We start from the raw sequence: 17,303 nt of genomic DNA, 5'->3' as shown, positions 1-17,303 counted from the left end.
ATTTTTTTCTAATTAACTATTTTTATCGATTTTATCATGATCTTACCTCTGTCTCACATTTATTTGAAATAACTATAGATGCGTTTACCCTGTACCTGCACGCAGGCAAAAAATCCGGTTTCTGCGTGAATATCTCAAGGGATTATCCACGATTTTTCCTAGAAACCGGGTTGTTTAGGTTGATTGTGCGTAAGTCTGGTTAAGCAAACTTAATTTTCAAATAATCATCCTCCATCTTCGCCCCTGAAGGTTGCAGCGCCGCTAAAGCTTGCGGTAACACCAAATTACGGCGGTGATTCCCAATCCGAACATTCAACTCATCTCCCGTTTTGCTCAACTGGATCTGATCCTTAGCAATTCCGGGCAAATACAGCTCAAGACTATATTGATTGTTTTCCTGCACAATCTTAATCGTATTTTCTTTGTAATAAACTTGACTGGGATCTTCGTCTTTGTAAAGGGTTTCTTTCAACCGTTCCAAAGCTGCCAAACCGCACATTTCTTCAGAATAAAGTGGCACTTCCTTAACTGGCAGGGGCATGAAATCTGAGTGAATTTCCTGACGGTACTGCTCCTGGCTTTCTTTCCACCGTTTAAAAAATGGGTCAGTTACTTCGGCTGGAATAATCCGGTTAGCCACTACTAAATCTGTGGCTACATTGTACAAACTCAAATAGGCATGAGCGCGCAGAGACTCTTTAATTACCATTTTTTCGGGATTGGTAACTAACCTTACCGAAGTCACAGTATTGTCAGTTAAAACTTTTTCCAAAGCTTCGATTTGTTCGTAAAATTCGTAAGGTGCATCCATCACCTCTTTGTCAGGTAAAGAAAAACCCGCAATTGGTCTAAAAATAGGTTCAACTAAAGGTCTAAGGGCGGCTGATATGCCTTGCAGCGGCTTGTAAAATTTTCTCATGTACCAGCCGCCAACTTCCGGCAAACTTAGCAGTCTCAATGCTGTGCCAGTCGGAGCAGAATCGATAATTAAAACATCAAATTCGCCTTCGTCGTAATGCCGCTTCATCCGCACTAAACCGAAGATTTCATCCATTCCGGGCAAGATGGCTAATTCTTCAGCTTGCACCCCTTCGAGTCCCTGCGCTCGCAAGACTTGAGTAATGTAGCGCTTAACTGCTCCCCAATTGCCTTCTAATTCCCTGAGAGCGTCTAATTCTGCTCCCCACAAATTCGGTTTCACCAGCCGCGAATCGTGTCCCAGTTCCATGTCAAAGCTGTCGGCTAAGGAGTGAGCGGGATCTGTACTCAGCACTAGGGTTTTGTATCCCAATTCGGCACATCGCAGCCCCGTCGCAGCGGCTACGGAGGTTTTGCCGACGCCGCCTTTTCCAGTCATTAATATTAAGCGCATTGATTGTTTAGCTCGCCTGAAAGTAATTTACTCCTATATTGTAACGTTATGTAACAAAAATTAATTTTGTGGGGGAATTAATTTGGGCGATCGCCCACCGCTGAACCCAGCACCTTTCCCGTGATCCAGGAAATTGGTGCAATGTCAATATCAGTTAAAATTACTTATCTCAGATATCAATTGCAACAAATAAAAATCCCTCAGCGTTCATCTGTGTTTATCTGCTAACATCTGCGGTTAAAAAAGGGATATCGCTCTTAAAACAATATTTTTTATTGCTAAAAAACCTAAGAAAAATTCTCAAACATTAGTTTTCCGAGGAAATACAAGCTGTTTGAGAACATCCAACCGCGAACAGTCCCAGTAATCGATGTGAGAAACAATTAAACCGTCGCTGTTGACTTTCAGTTCGCTCCTACCGGCGATCGCCATTTTCGGTTTCCAAGGTAGCGGTGCTATCCAGCTCAGAGTCCAGCGAGTGTCTATAGTATCTCCAGACTGAGAAATCCCGTACAAATCGAGATTTACATCCTGAAAAAAAGTACCTATAAACCCGATCATTTTGCGGTAGCGCTCAACTCCTGTAAATCGGTTCACCGGATCTTCAAAATAAACATCTTTTGCATAGATGCTGTAAGTCTGATTCTCGGGAAATGTTTGATAATCGTCTTTGAGAATTTCAATAATGTCCATTTCGAGCGATCGTTATTCTTCTATTATTAGAATATAATTTTAACACAATAGATATACTATCAGAATTTTCATCCAAATTGTGATAGTATATCATGTTATTTCCTGCCTTGCAAACTTTCAACTTAACATCACAACTATGATTGACCTCTACACTTTTACCACCCCGAACGGTCGCAAAGTCTCGATCATGCTCGAAGAAATAGGTTTACCCTACAACGTGCACGTCATCGACATCACAAAAAACGACCAGTTTAGCCCAGAGTTCATCGCCATCAACCCCAACAGCAAAATTCCGGCGATAGTCGATCGAGATAACGGCATCACCGTCTTCGAGTCCGGCGCTATTCTGCTCTATCTTGCCGAAAAAAGCGGCAGATTTCTGCCCACCGACAAACAAAAATACTTTCAAGTAATGCAGTGGCTGATGTTTCAAATGGCCAGCGTCGGCCCGATGTTTGGTCAGCTAAACCACTTCAAACGCTTTGCACCCGAACAAATTCCCTATGCGATTGGGCGTTACGAAAAAGAAACCTTGCGCCTCTACGGAGTATTAGACACTCAACTAGCAAAATATGAATACATTTGCGGCGACTATTCGATCGCCGACATTGCTACCTATCCGTGGGTTGCTATTTACGAATTTCAAGGATTAACCCTTGACAACCACCCCCACCTCAAACGTTGGGTAGAAACAGTGCAGAAGCGTCCCGCCGTTGAGCGTGGCATGGCAGTTGGCGTAAGTCCTAACTGAGAATTAAACTTGACGAGCGGTCACAAGGTATTTGACTGTTGCTCAAAATCCGGTTTGACACTGCCATGACTTGCTAACCATTGATAAACTTGCAGCATCTGCTGAGCTTTAACATCCCAGGAATAGTGATTCATGGCATAATTGTGGGCTGCAATGCCCATGCGTGCAACACGAGCGCGATCGGCGACAAGCTGTTCGAGTTCTGCGGTAAAATTTTTTACCAGTGTGTCAAAATTACCCATAGGAACTTTAATCCCCCGATCGGGCTCTACCAGCGCACCTGGTCCGCCGTAGTCAACTACAACACAAGCCATACCGCAGGCCATTGCCTCAACTACAACGCCAGCCCCCAGTTCGCGAATCGAGGGAAAAGCAAAAATCTCAGCTTGGCGCATCAATTCTCCCACTTCAGGTTGGGTTTTTTGACCTAAAAGTTTAACGCAGTTGCCTAAATTTTGTTCTGCGATTAATTGTTCTAGTCTAGGACGTTCGGGTCCGTCGCCAACGATCGCTAATTTATGCTGCTGCAAAATCGAACTGTTAGCAAAAGCGCGAATAACAACTTCTGGCAATTTATAGGGAACTAGCCTCCCGGCAAACAGTACAGTCACTTGTTCGCTGCTAGAGCGTTCGGGCAGCTTAAACAATTCGGGATCGATGCCAACTTCGGCATAATTAATTGTCTTCGATCTCGCTGAGGCTGGCAAATCTACGATCGTGTGATCGAATGCCGCCAGAATTCCTGCTGAACGTTCATAAGTAGAGCGGTAAAAAGGCATTAACCTGTAAGCATTTCGCACATAGCTCAACCACTCCCGTTCCCGCTTCAACTCTGTTGTGAAAGCTTTCGGCCAAGGCAGCCCGCCGTTGAGAGGCCCTAGTAAAAAAGGAATAGGACTCCAAGCTGCCATAGGACTTGGCTGCGTGGGCGACATCGGGGTAATCCGGTGAACGACATCGAAATCCCCGCGTTGCAACTCTTGCTTGTAGCGCTGCCATACTTCCCACTCAAAGGCGAGATAGCTGAAATAACCCAGCGCTGTCCTAATAGTCCAGGATTTTTCTGAGCCACCGGTTAGTAAATTAGCTAGATTTTGAATGGGAGCAGCAACATTTTCTGTATCTATATAAACTACTTTAGCGTTACCCATCCCGACTTTATCAATATTTGGTTTATTCCTAATTTGGGTAACAACCGTAGCATTAACATAATTGCTTATCGCCCGCGCAAATTTATATCCAACTACCGGTAAAGAAGGCCACTCAGGATTGCAAACATCCGCCAAAATCAAAACCCGCATCGTATCAGTTTTCTCTTTATTTTCCATAAAAACTCCAGTATCTGTACAAGTTGTCATAATTCGGGATATAGGTTTAGGAGAAATTCCCTGGGGTTGCCTCCTTACTTCCCTACCCTAACTAATTGTTCGCGAATGAGTGATAATTGCTCTGGGACTCAAGAACTTTATAACACCGCTCTCCCTATCTTGGCAAGTGTACCAATACATAGAAGATCGCGGTGTTGTTTTAAAGCTACTGCTGATTCAGGATGGGAATGATTTTCTGACCTGCTTCCAGCACTCAATTGTTGGCGCACCGAGGAACTCAATCCGCGAAATGCTTAATAATCGCCTCCGCAAACTCCGAACACTTCAACTCAGGCACCTGCGGCTCCATCAACCTCGCCAAATCGTAAGTAACTTCACCGTTAGAAATTGCCGCTCCCAAACCCTTCTTAATCAAGTCTGCTGCTTCCTGCCATCCCATGTATTCTAACATCATTACCCCGGACAAAATCAGGGAACCGGGATTGACTTTATCCAAACCAGCGTGTTTCGGTGCAGTGCCGTGAGTAGCCTCAAAAACTGCACATTCATCACCAATATTCGCACCAGGGCCCATACCCAATCCACCCACAATGGCAGCGGCCGCATCGGATAAATAATCCCCGTTCAGATTCATTGTCGCCAAAATCGAATACTCGGCCGGTCGTGTTTGAATTTGTTGGAAAATACTGTCAGCAATTCGGTCGTTGACCATAATTTTTTCTTTCCACTGACCACTGCCGTGACTGTCCCAAATTGCAAACAGAACGTCGGCTACTTCTTGACGAATTTTGGCTTGTTTTTCTGGGGTCAAAGCATCGTATCCGGGGTCTATTTGGCGAGCATTATCTTCTAAGCTAAGGTCGGGATTTTTTTCTTTGTTGCCCAGAATCCAAGACTCTCTTTCAGTTACGCACTGTTCGCGAAATTCGGTGGTTGCTAATTCATAACCCCAATCTCGGAAAGCTCCTTCAGTATATTTCATGATGTTGCCTTTGTGCACCAAAGTTACTTGCTGCTTATCTTTTGGCAACCGTAAAGCGTGAGTAATGGCGCGCCGCACTAAACGCTGAGAACCTGTTTTGCTAATGGGTTTAATTCCGATTCCTGAATCGAGGCGAATTTGTTTTTTGCCATGTTCTGGTGTTGCGGGAATTAACTCATTATTGAGGAATTCAATCAATTTTTTGCCGATTTCGCTGCCTTTAGCCCATTCAATTCCGAGGTAAATATCTTCTGTATTTTCCCGGTAAATAATTACATCTAGGAGTTCAGGAGTTTTGTGTAGCGATGGTGTTCCAGCATAATATTTGCAGGGTCGCACGCAGGCGTAAAGGTCGAAGATTTGCCGTAAAGCTACGTTTAGCGATCGAATGCCACCCCCGATTGGGGTTGTCAGTGGCCCTTTGATGGCGACTCCGTATTCTTTGATGGCGTTTAAGGAATCCTGGGGCAGATATTGGTAAGTACCGTAGACATCGCAGGCTTCGTCGCCTACATAGATTTTAAACCAGTTGATTTTTCGATCGCCACCGTAAGCCTTTTCTACCGCAGCATCCATCACTTTCTGGGATGCAGGCCACAAGTCAACGCCGGTACCGTCGCCGCGAATGAAGGGAATAATCGGGTCATTGGGGACGATCGGCGAACCGTCTTTGAAAGTAATTTTAGAACCTGTTGTTGGGGCTACAATCTTTTCGTACATATCTTAACAGTGCGGATAGGAATGTTCCCTATTTTGCCACGATTGTCTGCCTAAACCTCAACCAATCCTAAATATTTGTATAAATTTAAGTGGGATTTTTGGGCGCTCGGCTGCCCGTCACTGTGACTTTTGGGCGATTACCCCTTTAAAAGCTAATTTAAAAAAGTAGCAAAGATAGCAGAAGTTTCTATCAAATCTCCCTCTCTATCTTTCAGCGCTACGGTTAGGAAGATGCTGGAAACAGGTCAGTGAATTTTAGATTTTAGATTTGAGATTTTTAGATTTACTCCCCCCATGAATCTGGGAGGTTGAACATTAGTCTAAAATTTTGGGCGGCTCACGACTCCTGTCAGAAAGTTGTATGGGTTTTTGGGCGGGTCAAAATGGTGATTGTAGCGGCTGATGAACGCAAATAAACGCAGATTATTTTCACAAATTTTGCATTTATTTGCGATATTTTTCCTTCTGCATATTCTTTTTGACAACCCACAATATAAACCAAATGACAATAATCACCACAACTATTTTGGAAAGAGGGCCCAGATAATCATCTACAAGTGTATAATTTTCCCCTAGTTTATATCCTGCAAAAGTCAGGAAACTTACCCATAAAAGAGTGCCACCTGTTGAGTATAGTAAAAAAGGAATTAAAGGCATATTATTGATGCCAGCGGGCAGGGAAATCAGGGTGCGAACTCCCGGTACGAGGCGACACAAAAACACGGCTTTGTTGCCGTGTCTGTTAAACCATCTATTTGCTTTGTCAATATCGGCGCCCGATACTGTGATCCACTTGCCGTATTTGTCGGCTAAATTCCTCAAGCGTTCTTCGCTCAATAGTTTACCCGCATAGTACCAGGGAAGCGCGCCCAGAATTGTACCAATTACTCCTGCTGCGATCGCCGGTGCTAACTGCATATCATCACCCTTTGATGCCGTGAATCCTGCCAGCGGCATAATCAATTCTGAGGGTATGGGCGGAAAAAGATTTTCTAAAAACATCAACAGCCCTATTCCCAGATAGCCCATCGACTGCATTGTGTTAGTTATCCATTCAACCATTTTGATTCACTAGGTAATATGTAGTTTGTAATCTTCTTGTTGCTTTTGTTGCTTGTATTTTTGCTCGTTTTTGCTCATTAAAGGCAGAGCCTATTAACGCATATAAGCGAGGCTCTGCCTCGACTCCGAATACGGGAGGCAGAGCCTTGCTGCATTCATTCCCAGGAAGAGCCTGGGAACGATAAACGATGATTAAGTCCCCGAAGTCCAAGAGTTTGTGTACTCAATTTGTTCGGCAGTCAAGGTATCAATGTGAATACCCATTGCTTCCAATTTGAGACGGGCAATTTCTTTGTCAACTTCCACGGGAATTGAGTGAATACCAGGCTCTAGTTTGCCTTTGTTCGTAACTAGATATTCGCAGGCTAAAGCTTGGTTAGCAAAGCTCATATCCATCACGGCGCTGGGGTGTCCTTCGGCGGCTGCCAAGTTGATCAAACGACCTTCGCCCAACACAATAATCGATTTGCCATTATTGAGGTGATATTCTTGAGTGAAAGACCGGACTGTTTTCACGTCGGTGCTTTTTGCGCCGAGGGATTTGAGGTCAATTTCAATGTCGAAGTGACCGGAATTGCAAACAATTGCGCCGTCTTTCATTGTCTCGAAATGTTCGGCACGAATGACGTGTTTGTTGCCGGTAACGGTAATGAATATATCTCCGACTGTTGCTGCTTCGTCCATCGGCATGACGCGGAAACCGTCCATCACTGCTTCGATCGCCCGAATCGGATCGATTTCGGTGACAATTACGTTAGCACCCATACCGCGGGCGCGCAGTGCCGTGCCTTTGCCGCACCAACCGTAACCTGCAACCACAATATTTTTACCGGCTAACAAAATATTCGTAGCGCGGATAATGCCGTCTAGGGTAGATTGACCGGTGCCGTAGCGGTTGTCAAAGAAGTGCTTGGTGTCGGCGTCGTTGACGTTCATTGCCGGGAAAGTCAGCACGCCGTCTTTCAACATGGCCCGCAGGCGCACGATGCCTGTGGTAGTTTCTTCGGTAGTTCCGATTAAGTCGGAAATTTGGTTCGGCCGGTGCTGGATTAGTGCCGCTACCACGTCGCTGCCGTCGTCGATGATAATATTGGGGCGGTGGTCTAGGGCTGTGTAGACGTGACGTTCGTAGGTAGCCGCATCTTCTCCTTTGAGGGCGAAGACGGAAATGCCGTAGTCTTGAACTAAGCAAGCCGCTACGTCATCTTGAGTGCTCAAGGGGTTGCTGGCGATCAGTACGGCGTCGCCACCGCCGAGTTTGATGGCGATCGCCAAATGAGCGGTTTCTGTGGTTACGTGGCAGCAAGCAGCCAAGCGAATGCCAGCGAAAGGCTTTTCTTTAGCGAAGCGTTCTTGAATTTGCCGCAAAACGGGCATTTCCCGGCCGGCCCACTCGATGCGTTGCTTTCCCAAGGGGGCGAGGGACAAGTCTTTGACTTCGTGTTTAATCTTGACGGATGTAGCAACCATGTATGTTATTTCTCAGAAATCATCAAACTTTGTTAGTTTTAGCAGATTAAGTCATCGGCGGGCAAGTGCTGTGATTTTACTCGATCGGGGTCGGCGCTGCTAATCTTAAATTTTGATTGTGTTTTAATGATTAGCGAACGAGTCGATGGAGTCACCCGCAGAGTGAGAGTCAAATATTCCTGTCCGGCGATGGATCTCAATCTTTTGTGTTAGCGTGGCATTCTTTAATTATTTGACACTCTCACTTGGGCTGCTGGCAGTTTGATCCCCTGCGTGATTGCGTTCCCAGCTTGGCGACCTGCAGATATCATCAGTTGGTTAGGACTTGGTTCAGTAGGGATTAGTTTCCTATTCCAAGACATCTTCAAATACTTTTTAGCGGAAATATTCTTGCTGTTGCACGAACCGTTTCAATTGGGCGATCGGATAATTGTAGAAGGCTTTGAAGGTAATCTTGAAAAGATTTTGCTGCGTTCAACTCAACTTATTAGTGATTTGGGAGAGCAAGTTATCGTGCCGAAGGCGAGCGTATTTACCAATTCAGTGCGGATACTAACAACAATTGCACACAGGCGAACCAACCTGCGTTTAATTTTAGCCTACGATACCGACCTTCCTGAGCAATTGAAACCTTGGTTAAACCTATTTCCGTCGAAGGCGTTTTGTCCCAAACAACTTGAGAAGTTGATAGTTCAGGCATTAACTAAGCTTCCTTCGATCTTATTCTCCGCTATTGGACGCTGCATGAACAAGCACAGGTGCGACGGACAAAAGACCTGGTTGTGGTGGCGATTAAAGTAGCGTGCGTCCGGGCTGACCAAATTCGGGGCGTTGCACAATTTGAGGATGATTCTTGTGGGGAGTAGGGGTTAGGCGTCCCACCTGCTGTGAAAATACGCGCCTTCGGGCTCATGGGCCCATCCCACAAAACAATCAAAATAATCTCGCTATTATGCAAAGCCAAATTCTTCAACTGGGCTCGGTGACTTTGTACGATGGAACACTTTACCGTAAGTGAGTTTTGAATTTTGAATTGGGAGAGGGAGACAGTGGGAGAGGGCGAGAGTGGGATAGTCGGAGAGTCGGAAAAATCCTGTTTTTCCGGTCGGACTTCTTCACTCTTAACTTTTGCCCTCCACACCCATGCGTTAAATCCGTTAAATCTCGTACGCTGCTGCGTGGCCGAACTTCCCTCTGATATCAAATCCGCGCTTCATCGTCGCGCGTAAAATCGAGTCAACATCCAACACTCAACCATCATTCAGTTTGGCGACCCCGAGTCAACAGTCCACAGTCAACAATCATGAAGAGTGGAACCAGAATTGATATGACTTCTCCCTTCTGACTTTTAAAATCAAGCAAAAGGCGAGCCCATTTCTGATTAGCGCGCCTTCTAATTGAATTTTATTTTGTCAAACGTAATTGAGGAAATTGTCCCCGTTGAAAAATATCAGGAAGTAGTCTTGCTAGCGCGGCGACGGCGCGCTGCAACCAAGCCACCCAAACCGAGAGCCAAACCAGTCATTGTCATCGGTTCGGGAACTGCTTCTGCGCTCACTGTGAAATCTTGGAAGTCGGAGTCGTTCCCGCCACCGCGATCGTCGAAGCCAATTAGCGTGCCTCCGTTAAACAGAGAATCCAATCCGTTTGTGAATTCTCCGGCTGCTTTGAAGGCCTTCGTGGTGTCTTTGTCGAGCGCGTTCCACAGTTGCGATTGCGCGCCAAACACGGCTTGCTGGCCGCCGCTGTTGAAGGCTGAGGTCGAGTAGACACTGCCGTTGGTGCCGCTGTTGAGTCCCAAAGTATAAATTTGATTAGCCAGGAATGTGAATACTGTCGATCCAGGACCCAAGACTGTATTGCCCAGAGTTCCTTTCCATTCGTTCTCCCAGTCGTCGTCTGAGGATTTAGTTTCCGAAAACAGGGTTTTAACTAGAGTGCGCGCCGAGTCCTTCACGCTGTAGATTCCCAAAGAGGAAGTATACGCACCGTGAGATTCTTGGAAGTTAAACTTGACGCTGGTATCTTGGCTGAATGTGATGCCGTTGGTACCAAAGGACGCTGCCTGAGCAGGAGCTCCGGCGCCAAACAGAGCTGTGGCGGCTGCGGTAGCTGTTAGGGCGGATAATAGTTTGGTATTCATAACCGGATTCCTTTTGTGCGGTGGTCTTAATAATTTCATTATGCGATACTTTGTTTGTATTTGGGGCACTTTAGGTAAAGTTTGACATATTCTTTATCAAGCCTTTACATATCCTTCATAAATGGTGTCGATCGCATCTGCCGGTGGGCGATCGCTCCCTCATAATACCCACTAAATAATTATCAATATTGTGGCTTGAAACCTTGCATTCGCGGGCATGGGAGCGCGGGGCATCAAAAGTGATTGGGATGGGGCTTATGCTAATTTTTTATTATATTCTCAAGTCTCAATCCTCAATAGCAAACACTTAAGTATAAATACGGTAATATTCGTGGGTACTGACAGTTCCAGAAGTTTTCTATTAGCCAGAAACTGGCAATATTTGTTTTTTGGGGCTTGTGTAGGGCAGTTAAAGTAGTTTATCTATCGGGTAAATTACCTACAAAATGCGATCGTTGGGTCTACGTATTTTGGTTGAATTAAATAGATACCGTGGCGTGAGATATCCCAAAGATGCGATCGAGGAGATGCAATTTCTGCAGAGTTAAGCCGTAAAAGACCGGATTGGCCCTCAACAAAGATTGTATAGAGAAGGTCTGGCCCCGTCCTTGCTCCTGATCGCCCGCCTCAAAACAGACCGCTGTAGCGTTCCTCTGCCCAAGGTTCGCCCCGCTGGTGGTAGCCGTTACGTTCCCAAAAACCCAGTTCTTGGGTTTCTGTAAACTCCAGGCCGTTAATCCATTTAGCGCTTTTCCAAGCGTACAAGTGGGGAACTACGAGCCGCATTGGGCCACCGTGGTCGGCCGATAGAGGTTCGCCGAAGACGGTGTGGGCGAAAAAGTTTTCTTCTCGGAGGAAGTCGGCGATCGCAATGTTGGTAGTGTAGCCGCCGTAGCAGTGTTCCAGGACGTGCAGAGCTTTCGGATCGAATTCTATGTAGTTCATAAAATCTGTGACTTTGACTCCCGTCCACTGCACGTCGAGTTTTGACCACCGAGTGACGCAGTGAAAATCCGCTGTAAAGTTACTTTGGGGCATGGCCTGGAAGTCCGACCAAGTGAAGGTTTGTGGTTTAGCCAATCCCCACACTTTAAATTCCCAACTCTCAATGCTGACGGAGGGTGTATCGCCGTAGGTCAGCACGGGAAACCCGTTGGCGAGGTATTGACCCGGGGGGACGCGATCGCTGTTTTCTGATTCTGGCTTGCGAAAAAATTTGCCCAGCATTGATTCACGCTCTACAGTAACTGACTGCACTCCTGAGTATAACTTGCAGAGATGGGCGCATCGCAATTCATCTCAAGGTAGAAAGCAAAAGCACTTCTGCCGAAATAAAAATCCCACACTCCTGCCTGATGCCAACCTACTTATGCCTTCTGAGAGAGGCTAAGCTAAAAATTACAAAATATATCACCCCAGAGTATGAATTACCTAACCTTAAATTTTATCGCAATTGATGGTGCATTTCTGAATCTTTGATGTATTGTAACAATATGCTCAGATGCCATATGTAAAAAACATTGATGGGGTAAAAATCATGATCACAAGTTGCTTGATTCCTTTGACGGTCTGCTTGGTTGCTTGGTGGGTGACTGCCGGGACTGACAACAGAACGCTAGACGGAATTCCGGCTCCCATAGCTGCAATTATTGGAGTGTGTTCGTTAATTTGGTTTGTGGCGGCGTGTCCTTGGTTTGTTGAACTCGCTCTAGTCTTGGCGGTGGTGGTTTTTGGCAAAGCTTATTTGCAAAAAATCTTGAAAGTGGGCTGAATTTTCAAGGCTAGCGCTCCTATTATTTGCGGGAGCGCGATCAAGTGCTGCTACGTTGTTAACAATTTTCGCGATTTGTCTGGCTAGGTTCTCCGAGGGGGTCGCAAAGGCGGAACCAACCCCAGAACTGGTGAAATTCAATTTAGATATTTCGGTTAAAAATTAGAATATCAAGATCGACAGAGAAACCCGGTTTATCTTAGATAAACCGGGTTTGTAAGAGTATGAAATTTTCACACATCTGGCAAGAATTGCTCAGGGCTTAGACACTCGGAACACAATAAATCGGGTTTCTGAGTCCAGGAATTTTGCTATATGTGCGTAAAATGGCGAGCTGTTAAATTGGCAGGCGACTGATATCTTTATTAGAACCAATTACTACCATCGCGTCGCCCTTTCTCAAGCGTTCGGTTGGCTCCGGATTAATCTCGAACTTGTCTGCGCGCCCGACTGCTAGCAAGTTCAAACCATACTTGCGCCGGAGCTCCAATTCGGAGACGGTTTTACCGTCAAACTTGTCAGGAACGAGTAACTCAACGATGCTGTGATCTGGGTCGAGGTCAAAGCGTTCTAAAATGCTGGGTTTTGTAAGAAGGCGCGCCACAGAGCAGCCCATTTCTCGTTCGGGAAAAACTACATGATCTGCACCGACTTTTTTCAACAGTTTTAAGTGAGTTTCCGAAGAAGCTTTGGCTATTACGTGACTTACCCCGCCTTCCTTAAGATTTAGGGTGGTGGTAATGCTTTCTGCTAGGTAATTGCCGATCGCCACAATCACTGTTTCAAATTCAAATATACCGGCTTCCGCAAGAGCGCTAGGCTCAGTAGAATCTAACTGTACAACGTGAGCAGCAATACGATCGGTCAAAGCTTGAGTTACTTTTTTTTCATCAGTGTCAACTCCCAGAACTTCGTAACCCAAGCCGTGCAGAGTCGAACACACAGCTCTACCGAAGCGTCCCAAACCAATAACTGCAAACTGCTTGTTGTCGGCGCGCAAAGTGCGAAAAAAATTCAAAGATGACAGGTTCACTCAATATCCAGCGCTGAGCGTCTTGCTGTTTAAATTTTAGCAGACACAGCGCCGCCTCCTTTTGGTTTTTAGGTAAGTAGTAAAAGTTGATTTGGGTTGTCACCCATTGTTTAGATTATCAGCAAGTAGGCAGGATTTTTTTATCCCACTAACAAACTTTCCTCAGCATACTTAAAAGACCTGGGTTTTGGGTCGCCGAATGCAGCACTCACCAGCAGCAGCACCCCAACCCGACCTATGTACATTGTAGCAATCAAAATCAACTTACCGATCGCTGAAAGCGTGGGTGTAATCCCAGTGGAAAGACCGACCGTGCCAAAAGCTGAAACTGCTTCATACAGCGCTGCGATAAATTCTACTTGGGGATTGGTCAGCTCGATTAAAATTGCAGATGTGAACGCGACCAACAGGGAACCGAAGACTACGCTAATGGTTTTCAGAATCATGGGTGGCGGGATTTGACGCTGATAGCACTCCACATCTTCCTGACCTTCGATAACTGCTGTGGTACAGCAAAACAATAGCCTAAAAGTTGTGGTTTTGATTCCGCCGCCGGTGCTGCCAGGACTGGCGCCGATAAACATCAGCGCGATGGTCAGAAATAGCGAGGCTTCGGTCATTTGGCCAATGCTAATTGTATTGAACCCCGCCGTGCGGGGAGTAACAGATTGAAACCAAGCTGCCATCAGCTTTTGAGGAAAAGTTAGAGAGCCGAAAGTGTTTGGGTTGTCGTATTCGAGGACCAAAAAGGCCAGCGTTCCTAAAATTAAAAGGACAGCCGTTGTAGTGGTAACAACTTTGAAGTTCAGGGAAAAAACTGTGCAGATAGGGCTTTTGTTGAAGCGATCGCGCAGCCACAGGTACATTTCCATAATTACTTGATAGCCAATTCCTCCAAATATGATTAAACCACTGACTGTGAAGTTAACCATAGGCGAAGTGATGTAGCCGATCAAATTATCGGAATAGATGCTAAAACCGGCGTTGTTAAACGAATTAACACTGTGAAATATAGCCGACCACACACCCTCTTTAAATCCGTATTGGGGGACGAAAACCGTCATCAGCAAAAACACTCCTGTTAATTCAAACAAAAGCGTTGTTGCCAGAATTGACTGCACGAGTTGTACTACGCCGGCTAGCCCGGATTTGTCGAGAGATTGTTGCAGGGCAACTTTGTCTTTCAAGCCAAAGCGGCGGCCCAATAACAGCAGTAAGAAAGTCGTAGCTGTCATGTAGCCCAAGCCTCCTATTTGCACCAGTAAAACTAGGCAAAGTTGCCCCCAAAAAGAGTAATATTTTCCGACATCCACAACCGACAAGCCTGTGACGCAGACAGAGGAAGTAGAGGTAAACAGTGCTGTTATTGGATCGCTCCAAGTTCCATCAATTGTGGAAAAGGGCATCATCAGTAATAGAGCACCTGCGAGGATGACAGCGATAAAGCCCAAAGCAATGGTTCGCGAGACAGTCATTCGATTTTAGATTTTAGATTTTAGATTGGAGATTGGAGAGGGAACCCACAAATCGAGTTGAGATTTGAGGTTTGAGAGGGAACCCACAAATCGAGTTGAGATTTGAGGTTTGAGAGGGAACCCACAAATAGATAGTCGGGCTTGAAATCAGGACATCTCTGTTTGGCGAATGCCGGAGACCGATCGAACTGAATCGCCAAATTCTATGACAACAGCGGGAAAATAACGGTAGAATTCCTTTAATAACTTGCGATCCGGCGATGACATCAACACTTTACCAGCAAATTCAGCAACTTTACGACGCTTCTAGCGGTTTGTGGGAGCAGGTGTGGGGCGAACATATGCACCACGGTTACTACGGCCCGGATGGCAATTTGAAAAAAGAGCGCCGACAGGCTCAGATAGATTTGATAGAAGAACTGCTGGCTTGGGCTGGAGTACCGTCAGACAAGACACTGTGTGAATCTTACCGCATTCTCGATGTCGGTTGCGGGATCGGCGGCAGCACGCTATATTTGACCGAAAAGTTTAGTTCTATCCCTCAAAATAATTTAAAGTTGGATGGCGAGGCGGATCAAAATTATAGCCGATCGCCCGAACTAAATAAAACGAGCGCTAGCGTTACAGCGACCGGGATTACTCTGAGTCCGGTACAGGCCAACAGAGCGACCGAACGCGCTAAAATTGCTGGCCTAGAAAGCAATGTGAATTTTTTGGTGGCCGATGCTTTGAATATGCCTTTCCCGGACGAGTCCTTCGACTTGGTTTGGTCCCTCGAAAGTGGCGAACATATGCCCGACAAAATTAAGTTTTTGCAGGAATGCTGCCGCGTGCTCAAGCCGGGAGGAACTTTGATTTTGGCAACTTGGTGTCACCGCCCGGTGGGAGAAACGGCGGGAGAATTAACTGATGAAGAGAGAAAGCAATTGGCAGAAATTTACCGAGTTTATGCTTTGCCTTATGTGATTTCTTTGCCGGAATACGAGGAAATTGTCCGCAGTTTACCTTTGACAAGTATTCGCACCGCTGATTGGTCAAAAGCTGTTGCTCCTTTTTGGGATGTGGTGATCGATTCTGCTTTGACTCCGAGCGCGATTTGGGGTTTGCTCACGAGCGGTTGGACGACTATTCAAGCAGCACTCGCTCTAGGATTGATGAGCCGTGGATATCAGAGCGGGCTGATTCGTTTTGGGATGATTTGTGCTGTAAAATAGCAGGCATATATCAGAGAAGTTTTGAGTGTTGAGTTGATGAGTAAGGTGTGCATTGCACACCCTAGAGAATATTATTTGTGTGGTGCGGGTGTGAGATTTATGGGCAATGATTCGATTGGCAAGTCTTGGATTGATAAAAATGGCTCGGCTCCGCAAAGCTGGGTGAGGGCTTTTTGGGAGTTTTCTCGGCCTCACACAATTGTGGGTACTAGCTTGAGTGTATTGGCTTTGTACGCGATCGCCCAAAGCGCGCGGCTGTTTGTGAATCCTGTATTTGGGCCCCTAGCTTTTGCCTGGGTGGCTTGCATTTGCGGCAATATTTATATTGTGGGATTGAACCAGTTAGAAGATGTTGAAATTGATAAAATAAATAAGCCGTATTTGCCGATCGCCTCGGGAGTGTTTTCTCGGAAAACCGGGGAATTAATTGTAATTGCAACGGGAACTATAGCAATTTTGACTGCTGTTTTACAAGGCCCGTTTTTGCTGGCTACCGTTGGCGTTAGTTTGGCGATCGGGACTGCTTATTCTCTGCCCCCAATTCGCCTGAAGCGGTTTCCTTTCTGGGCGGCGCTGTGCATTTTTACGGTGCGGGGCGCGATCGTAAATTTAGGGTTATTTTTGCACTTTAATTGGGTGTTGGGTTTGGGAAGGGCGAAAAGCGCTTTTTCTGGCTGGAGTTTGGAGAGTGTGTCTTTTGACATTCCTGCGGAAGTTTGGGTGCTAACGGTTTTTGTTGTGGTGTTTACGTTTGCGATCGCCATTTTTAAAGATATCCCCGACATGGAAGGGGACAAGCAATATAATATTACTACGTTTACCATTGAGCTGGGCAAGCCGGCCGTCTTTAATGTATCTCGCTGGGTGTTGACGGTTTGTTATTTGGGCGCGACTTTGGCGGGTGCGATCGTATTGTCTAATGTTAATTTAGTGTTTCTGGGAGTTTCTCATTTGGCGGCTTTGGGTTTGATGTGGTTTTGGAGCGCGAAAGTTAATTTGGACGATAAAATAGAAATTGCTGCATTTTATCAGTTTATCTGGAAGTTGTTTTTCTTAGAATATCTGATTTTTCCCGCAGCTTGTTTGTTGGGGTAGAAGTTCGGCAACGGATTCGCTCGACGGATGTAACGGATGTCAGGAAGAAGGAAGTTCGGCAACGGATTCGCTCGACGGATGTAACGGATGTCAGGAAGAAGGAAGAAGGAAGTCGGAAGAAGGAAGAAGGAAGAAGAAAGGGGAAAGAATGAAGGAAGAGTTAACAAGTTAGAACAATTTGGCAATTACCAGTT

The 17,303-nt window shown here is 45.9% G+C and carries 16 protein-coding genes; 6 read left to right on the top strand and 10 right to left on the bottom strand.

Translation table 11 applies throughout. The features are described from left to right. Positions 1–199: 199 nt before the first annotated feature. A complete protein-coding gene (locus QUA57_RS22150; protein WP_172188640.1) occupies positions 200–1,372 on the bottom strand; it encodes a TRC40/GET3/ArsA family transport-energizing ATPase in 1,173 nt (390 codons plus the stop codon). A 300-nt stretch (positions 1,373–1,672) separates the two neighbouring features. Continuing rightward, positions 1,673–2,065, bottom strand: a complete 393-nt coding sequence (locus tag QUA57_RS22145; RefSeq protein ID WP_333063607.1) for a DUF2358 domain-containing protein — start codon at positions 2,063–2,065, stop codon at positions 1,673–1,675. Between the two features lie 136 nt (positions 2,066–2,201). Between QUA57_RS22145 and QUA57_RS22140 the strand changes: the two genes are divergently transcribed. After that, on the top strand, positions 2,202–2,816 hold the full coding sequence (locus QUA57_RS22140) for a glutathione S-transferase N-terminal domain-containing protein (RefSeq protein ID WP_333035015.1): 615 nt from the start codon (positions 2,202–2,204) through the stop codon (positions 2,814–2,816). A 20-nt stretch (positions 2,817–2,836) separates the two neighbouring features. On the opposite strand, the gene QUA57_RS22135 is transcribed toward QUA57_RS22140, so the two are convergent. The 4 genes from QUA57_RS22135 to ahcY all read right to left on the bottom strand — a co-directional run bounded on the left by QUA57_RS22135 (position 2,837) and on the right by ahcY (position 8,378). Further along, on the bottom strand, positions 2,837–4,174 hold the full coding sequence (locus tag QUA57_RS22135; RefSeq protein ID WP_333063606.1) for a glycosyltransferase family 4 protein: 1,338 nt from the start codon (positions 4,172–4,174) through the stop codon (positions 2,837–2,839). Positions 4,175–4,421: 247 nt separating this feature from the next. Beyond that, complete coding sequence (locus QUA57_RS22130; protein ID WP_333063604.1) at positions 4,422–5,846, bottom strand: NADP-dependent isocitrate dehydrogenase; 1,425 nt, start codon at positions 5,844–5,846, stop codon at positions 4,422–4,424. 444 nt (positions 5,847–6,290) lie between these two features. Then, positions 6,291–6,908 (bottom strand): DedA family protein, encoded by a 618-nt coding sequence (locus tag QUA57_RS22125; protein WP_333063603.1) that lies wholly within the window; start codon positions 6,906–6,908, stop codon positions 6,291–6,293. A gap of 192 nt (positions 6,909–7,100) precedes the next feature. After that, positions 7,101–8,378, bottom strand: a complete 1,278-nt coding sequence (gene ahcY / locus QUA57_RS22120) for an adenosylhomocysteinase (protein WP_333035008.1) — start codon at positions 8,376–8,378, stop codon at positions 7,101–7,103. Positions 8,379–8,651: 273 nt separating this feature from the next. Between ahcY and QUA57_RS22115 the strand changes: the two genes are divergently transcribed. After that, on the top strand, positions 8,652–9,179 hold the full coding sequence (locus QUA57_RS22115) for a mechanosensitive ion channel domain-containing protein (RefSeq protein ID WP_333063602.1): 528 nt from the start codon (positions 8,652–8,654) through the stop codon (positions 9,177–9,179). Between the two features lie 649 nt (positions 9,180–9,828). Here QUA57_RS22115 and QUA57_RS22110 read toward each other — a convergent pair. Both QUA57_RS22110 and QUA57_RS22105 read right to left on the bottom strand, forming a co-directional pair. Beyond that, positions 9,829–10,521, bottom strand: a complete 693-nt coding sequence (locus tag QUA57_RS22110; protein WP_333063601.1) for a PEP-CTERM sorting domain-containing protein — start codon at positions 10,519–10,521, stop codon at positions 9,829–9,831. A 627-nt stretch (positions 10,522–11,148) separates the two neighbouring features. Next, the gene (locus tag QUA57_RS22105; protein ID WP_333063608.1) at positions 11,149–11,748 is read right to left on the bottom strand and encodes a sulfite oxidase-like oxidoreductase; all 600 of its coding nucleotides are present in this window, start codon (positions 11,746–11,748) and stop codon (positions 11,149–11,151) included. Between the two features lie 310 nt (positions 11,749–12,058). On the opposite strand from QUA57_RS22105, the gene QUA57_RS22100 reads away from it, so the two are divergent. Further along, positions 12,059–12,292 (top strand): hypothetical protein, encoded by a 234-nt coding sequence (locus QUA57_RS22100; RefSeq protein ID WP_333035001.1) that lies wholly within the window; start codon positions 12,059–12,061, stop codon positions 12,290–12,292. Between the two features lie 337 nt (positions 12,293–12,629). Here the strand turns inward: QUA57_RS22100 and QUA57_RS22095 are convergent, their stop codons facing one another. Both QUA57_RS22095 and QUA57_RS22090 read right to left on the bottom strand, forming a co-directional pair. Next, positions 12,630–13,325 carry a TrkA family potassium uptake protein gene (locus tag QUA57_RS22095; RefSeq protein ID WP_333063600.1) on the bottom strand — a complete coding sequence of 232 codons (696 nt, stop codon included), beginning with the start codon at positions 13,323–13,325 and terminating at the stop codon, positions 12,630–12,632. Between the two features lie 140 nt (positions 13,326–13,465). Beyond that, positions 13,466–14,800, bottom strand: a complete 1,335-nt coding sequence (locus QUA57_RS22090) for a TrkH family potassium uptake protein (RefSeq protein WP_333063599.1) — start codon at positions 14,798–14,800, stop codon at positions 13,466–13,468. Positions 14,801–15,060: 260 nt separating this feature from the next. On the opposite strand from QUA57_RS22090, the gene QUA57_RS22085 reads away from it, so the two are divergent. The 3 genes from QUA57_RS22085 to QUA57_RS22075 are packed head-to-tail and all read left to right on the top strand — an operon-like array spanning position 15,061 to position 17,261. Next, positions 15,061–16,014, top strand: a complete 954-nt coding sequence (locus QUA57_RS22085; protein ID WP_333063598.1) for a methyltransferase domain-containing protein — start codon at positions 15,061–15,063, stop codon at positions 16,012–16,014. A gap of 36 nt (positions 16,015–16,050) precedes the next feature. After that, the gene (locus tag QUA57_RS22080; RefSeq protein WP_333063597.1) at positions 16,051–17,109 is read left to right on the top strand and encodes a homogentisate phytyltransferase; all 1,059 of its coding nucleotides are present in this window, start codon (positions 16,051–16,053) and stop codon (positions 17,107–17,109) included. Then, on the top strand, positions 17,094–17,261 hold the full coding sequence (locus QUA57_RS22075) for a hypothetical protein (RefSeq protein ID WP_333063596.1): 168 nt from the start codon (positions 17,094–17,096) through the stop codon (positions 17,259–17,261). The genes QUA57_RS22080 and QUA57_RS22075 overlap by 16 nt, the downstream gene beginning before the upstream one ends. Positions 17,262–17,303: the final 42 nt, after the last annotated feature.

The sequence above is a fragment of the Microcoleus sp. Pol7_B2 genome (assembly GCF_036701035.1).
Classification (GTDB): domain Bacteria; phylum Cyanobacteriota; class Cyanobacteriia; order Cyanobacteriales; family Microcoleaceae; genus Microcoleus.
The sequence above is the reverse complement of the archived record's forward strand: the minus strand, read 5'-3'. Positions and strand labels throughout refer to the sequence as shown.

Excerpts from the sequence above, each read along its gene's own strand:
- QUA57_RS22090 (WP_333063599.1), bottom strand. The coding sequence starts at position 14,800 with ATGACTGTCTCGCGAACCATTGCTTTGGGCTTTATCGCTGTCATCCTC.
- QUA57_RS22085 (WP_333063598.1), top strand. The coding sequence starts at position 15,061 with ATGACATCAACACTTTACCAGCAAATTCAGCAACTTTACGACGCTTCT.
- QUA57_RS22110 (WP_333063601.1), bottom strand. The coding sequence starts at position 10,521 with ATGAATACCAAACTATTATCCGCCCTAACAGCTACCGCAGCCGCCACA.
- QUA57_RS22100 (WP_333035001.1), top strand. The coding sequence starts at position 12,059 with ATGATCACAAGTTGCTTGATTCCTTTGACGGTCTGCTTGGTTGCTTGG.
- QUA57_RS22080 (WP_333063597.1), top strand. The coding sequence starts at position 16,051 with ATGAGTAAGGTGTGCATTGCACACCCTAGAGAATATTATTTGTGTGGT.
- QUA57_RS22105 (WP_333063608.1), bottom strand. The coding sequence starts at position 11,748 with ATGCTGGGCAAATTTTTTCGCAAGCCAGAATCAGAAAACAGCGATCGC.
- QUA57_RS22150 (WP_172188640.1), bottom strand. The coding sequence starts at position 1,372 with ATGCGCTTAATATTAATGACTGGAAAAGGCGGCGTCGGCAAAACCTCC.
- QUA57_RS22145 (WP_333063607.1), bottom strand. The coding sequence starts at position 2,065 with ATGGACATTATTGAAATTCTCAAAGACGATTATCAAACATTTCCCGAG.
- QUA57_RS22135 (WP_333063606.1), bottom strand. The coding sequence starts at position 4,174 with ATGACAACTTGTACAGATACTGGAGTTTTTATGGAAAATAAAGAGAAA.
- QUA57_RS22130 (WP_333063604.1), bottom strand. The coding sequence starts at position 5,846 with ATGTACGAAAAGATTGTAGCCCCAACAACAGGTTCTAAAATTACTTTC.
- ahcY (WP_333035008.1), bottom strand. The coding sequence starts at position 8,378 with ATGGTTGCTACATCCGTCAAGATTAAACACGAAGTCAAAGACTTGTCC.
- QUA57_RS22125 (WP_333063603.1), bottom strand. The coding sequence starts at position 6,908 with ATGGTTGAATGGATAACTAACACAATGCAGTCGATGGGCTATCTGGGA.
- QUA57_RS22140 (WP_333035015.1), top strand. The coding sequence starts at position 2,202 with ATGATTGACCTCTACACTTTTACCACCCCGAACGGTCGCAAAGTCTCG.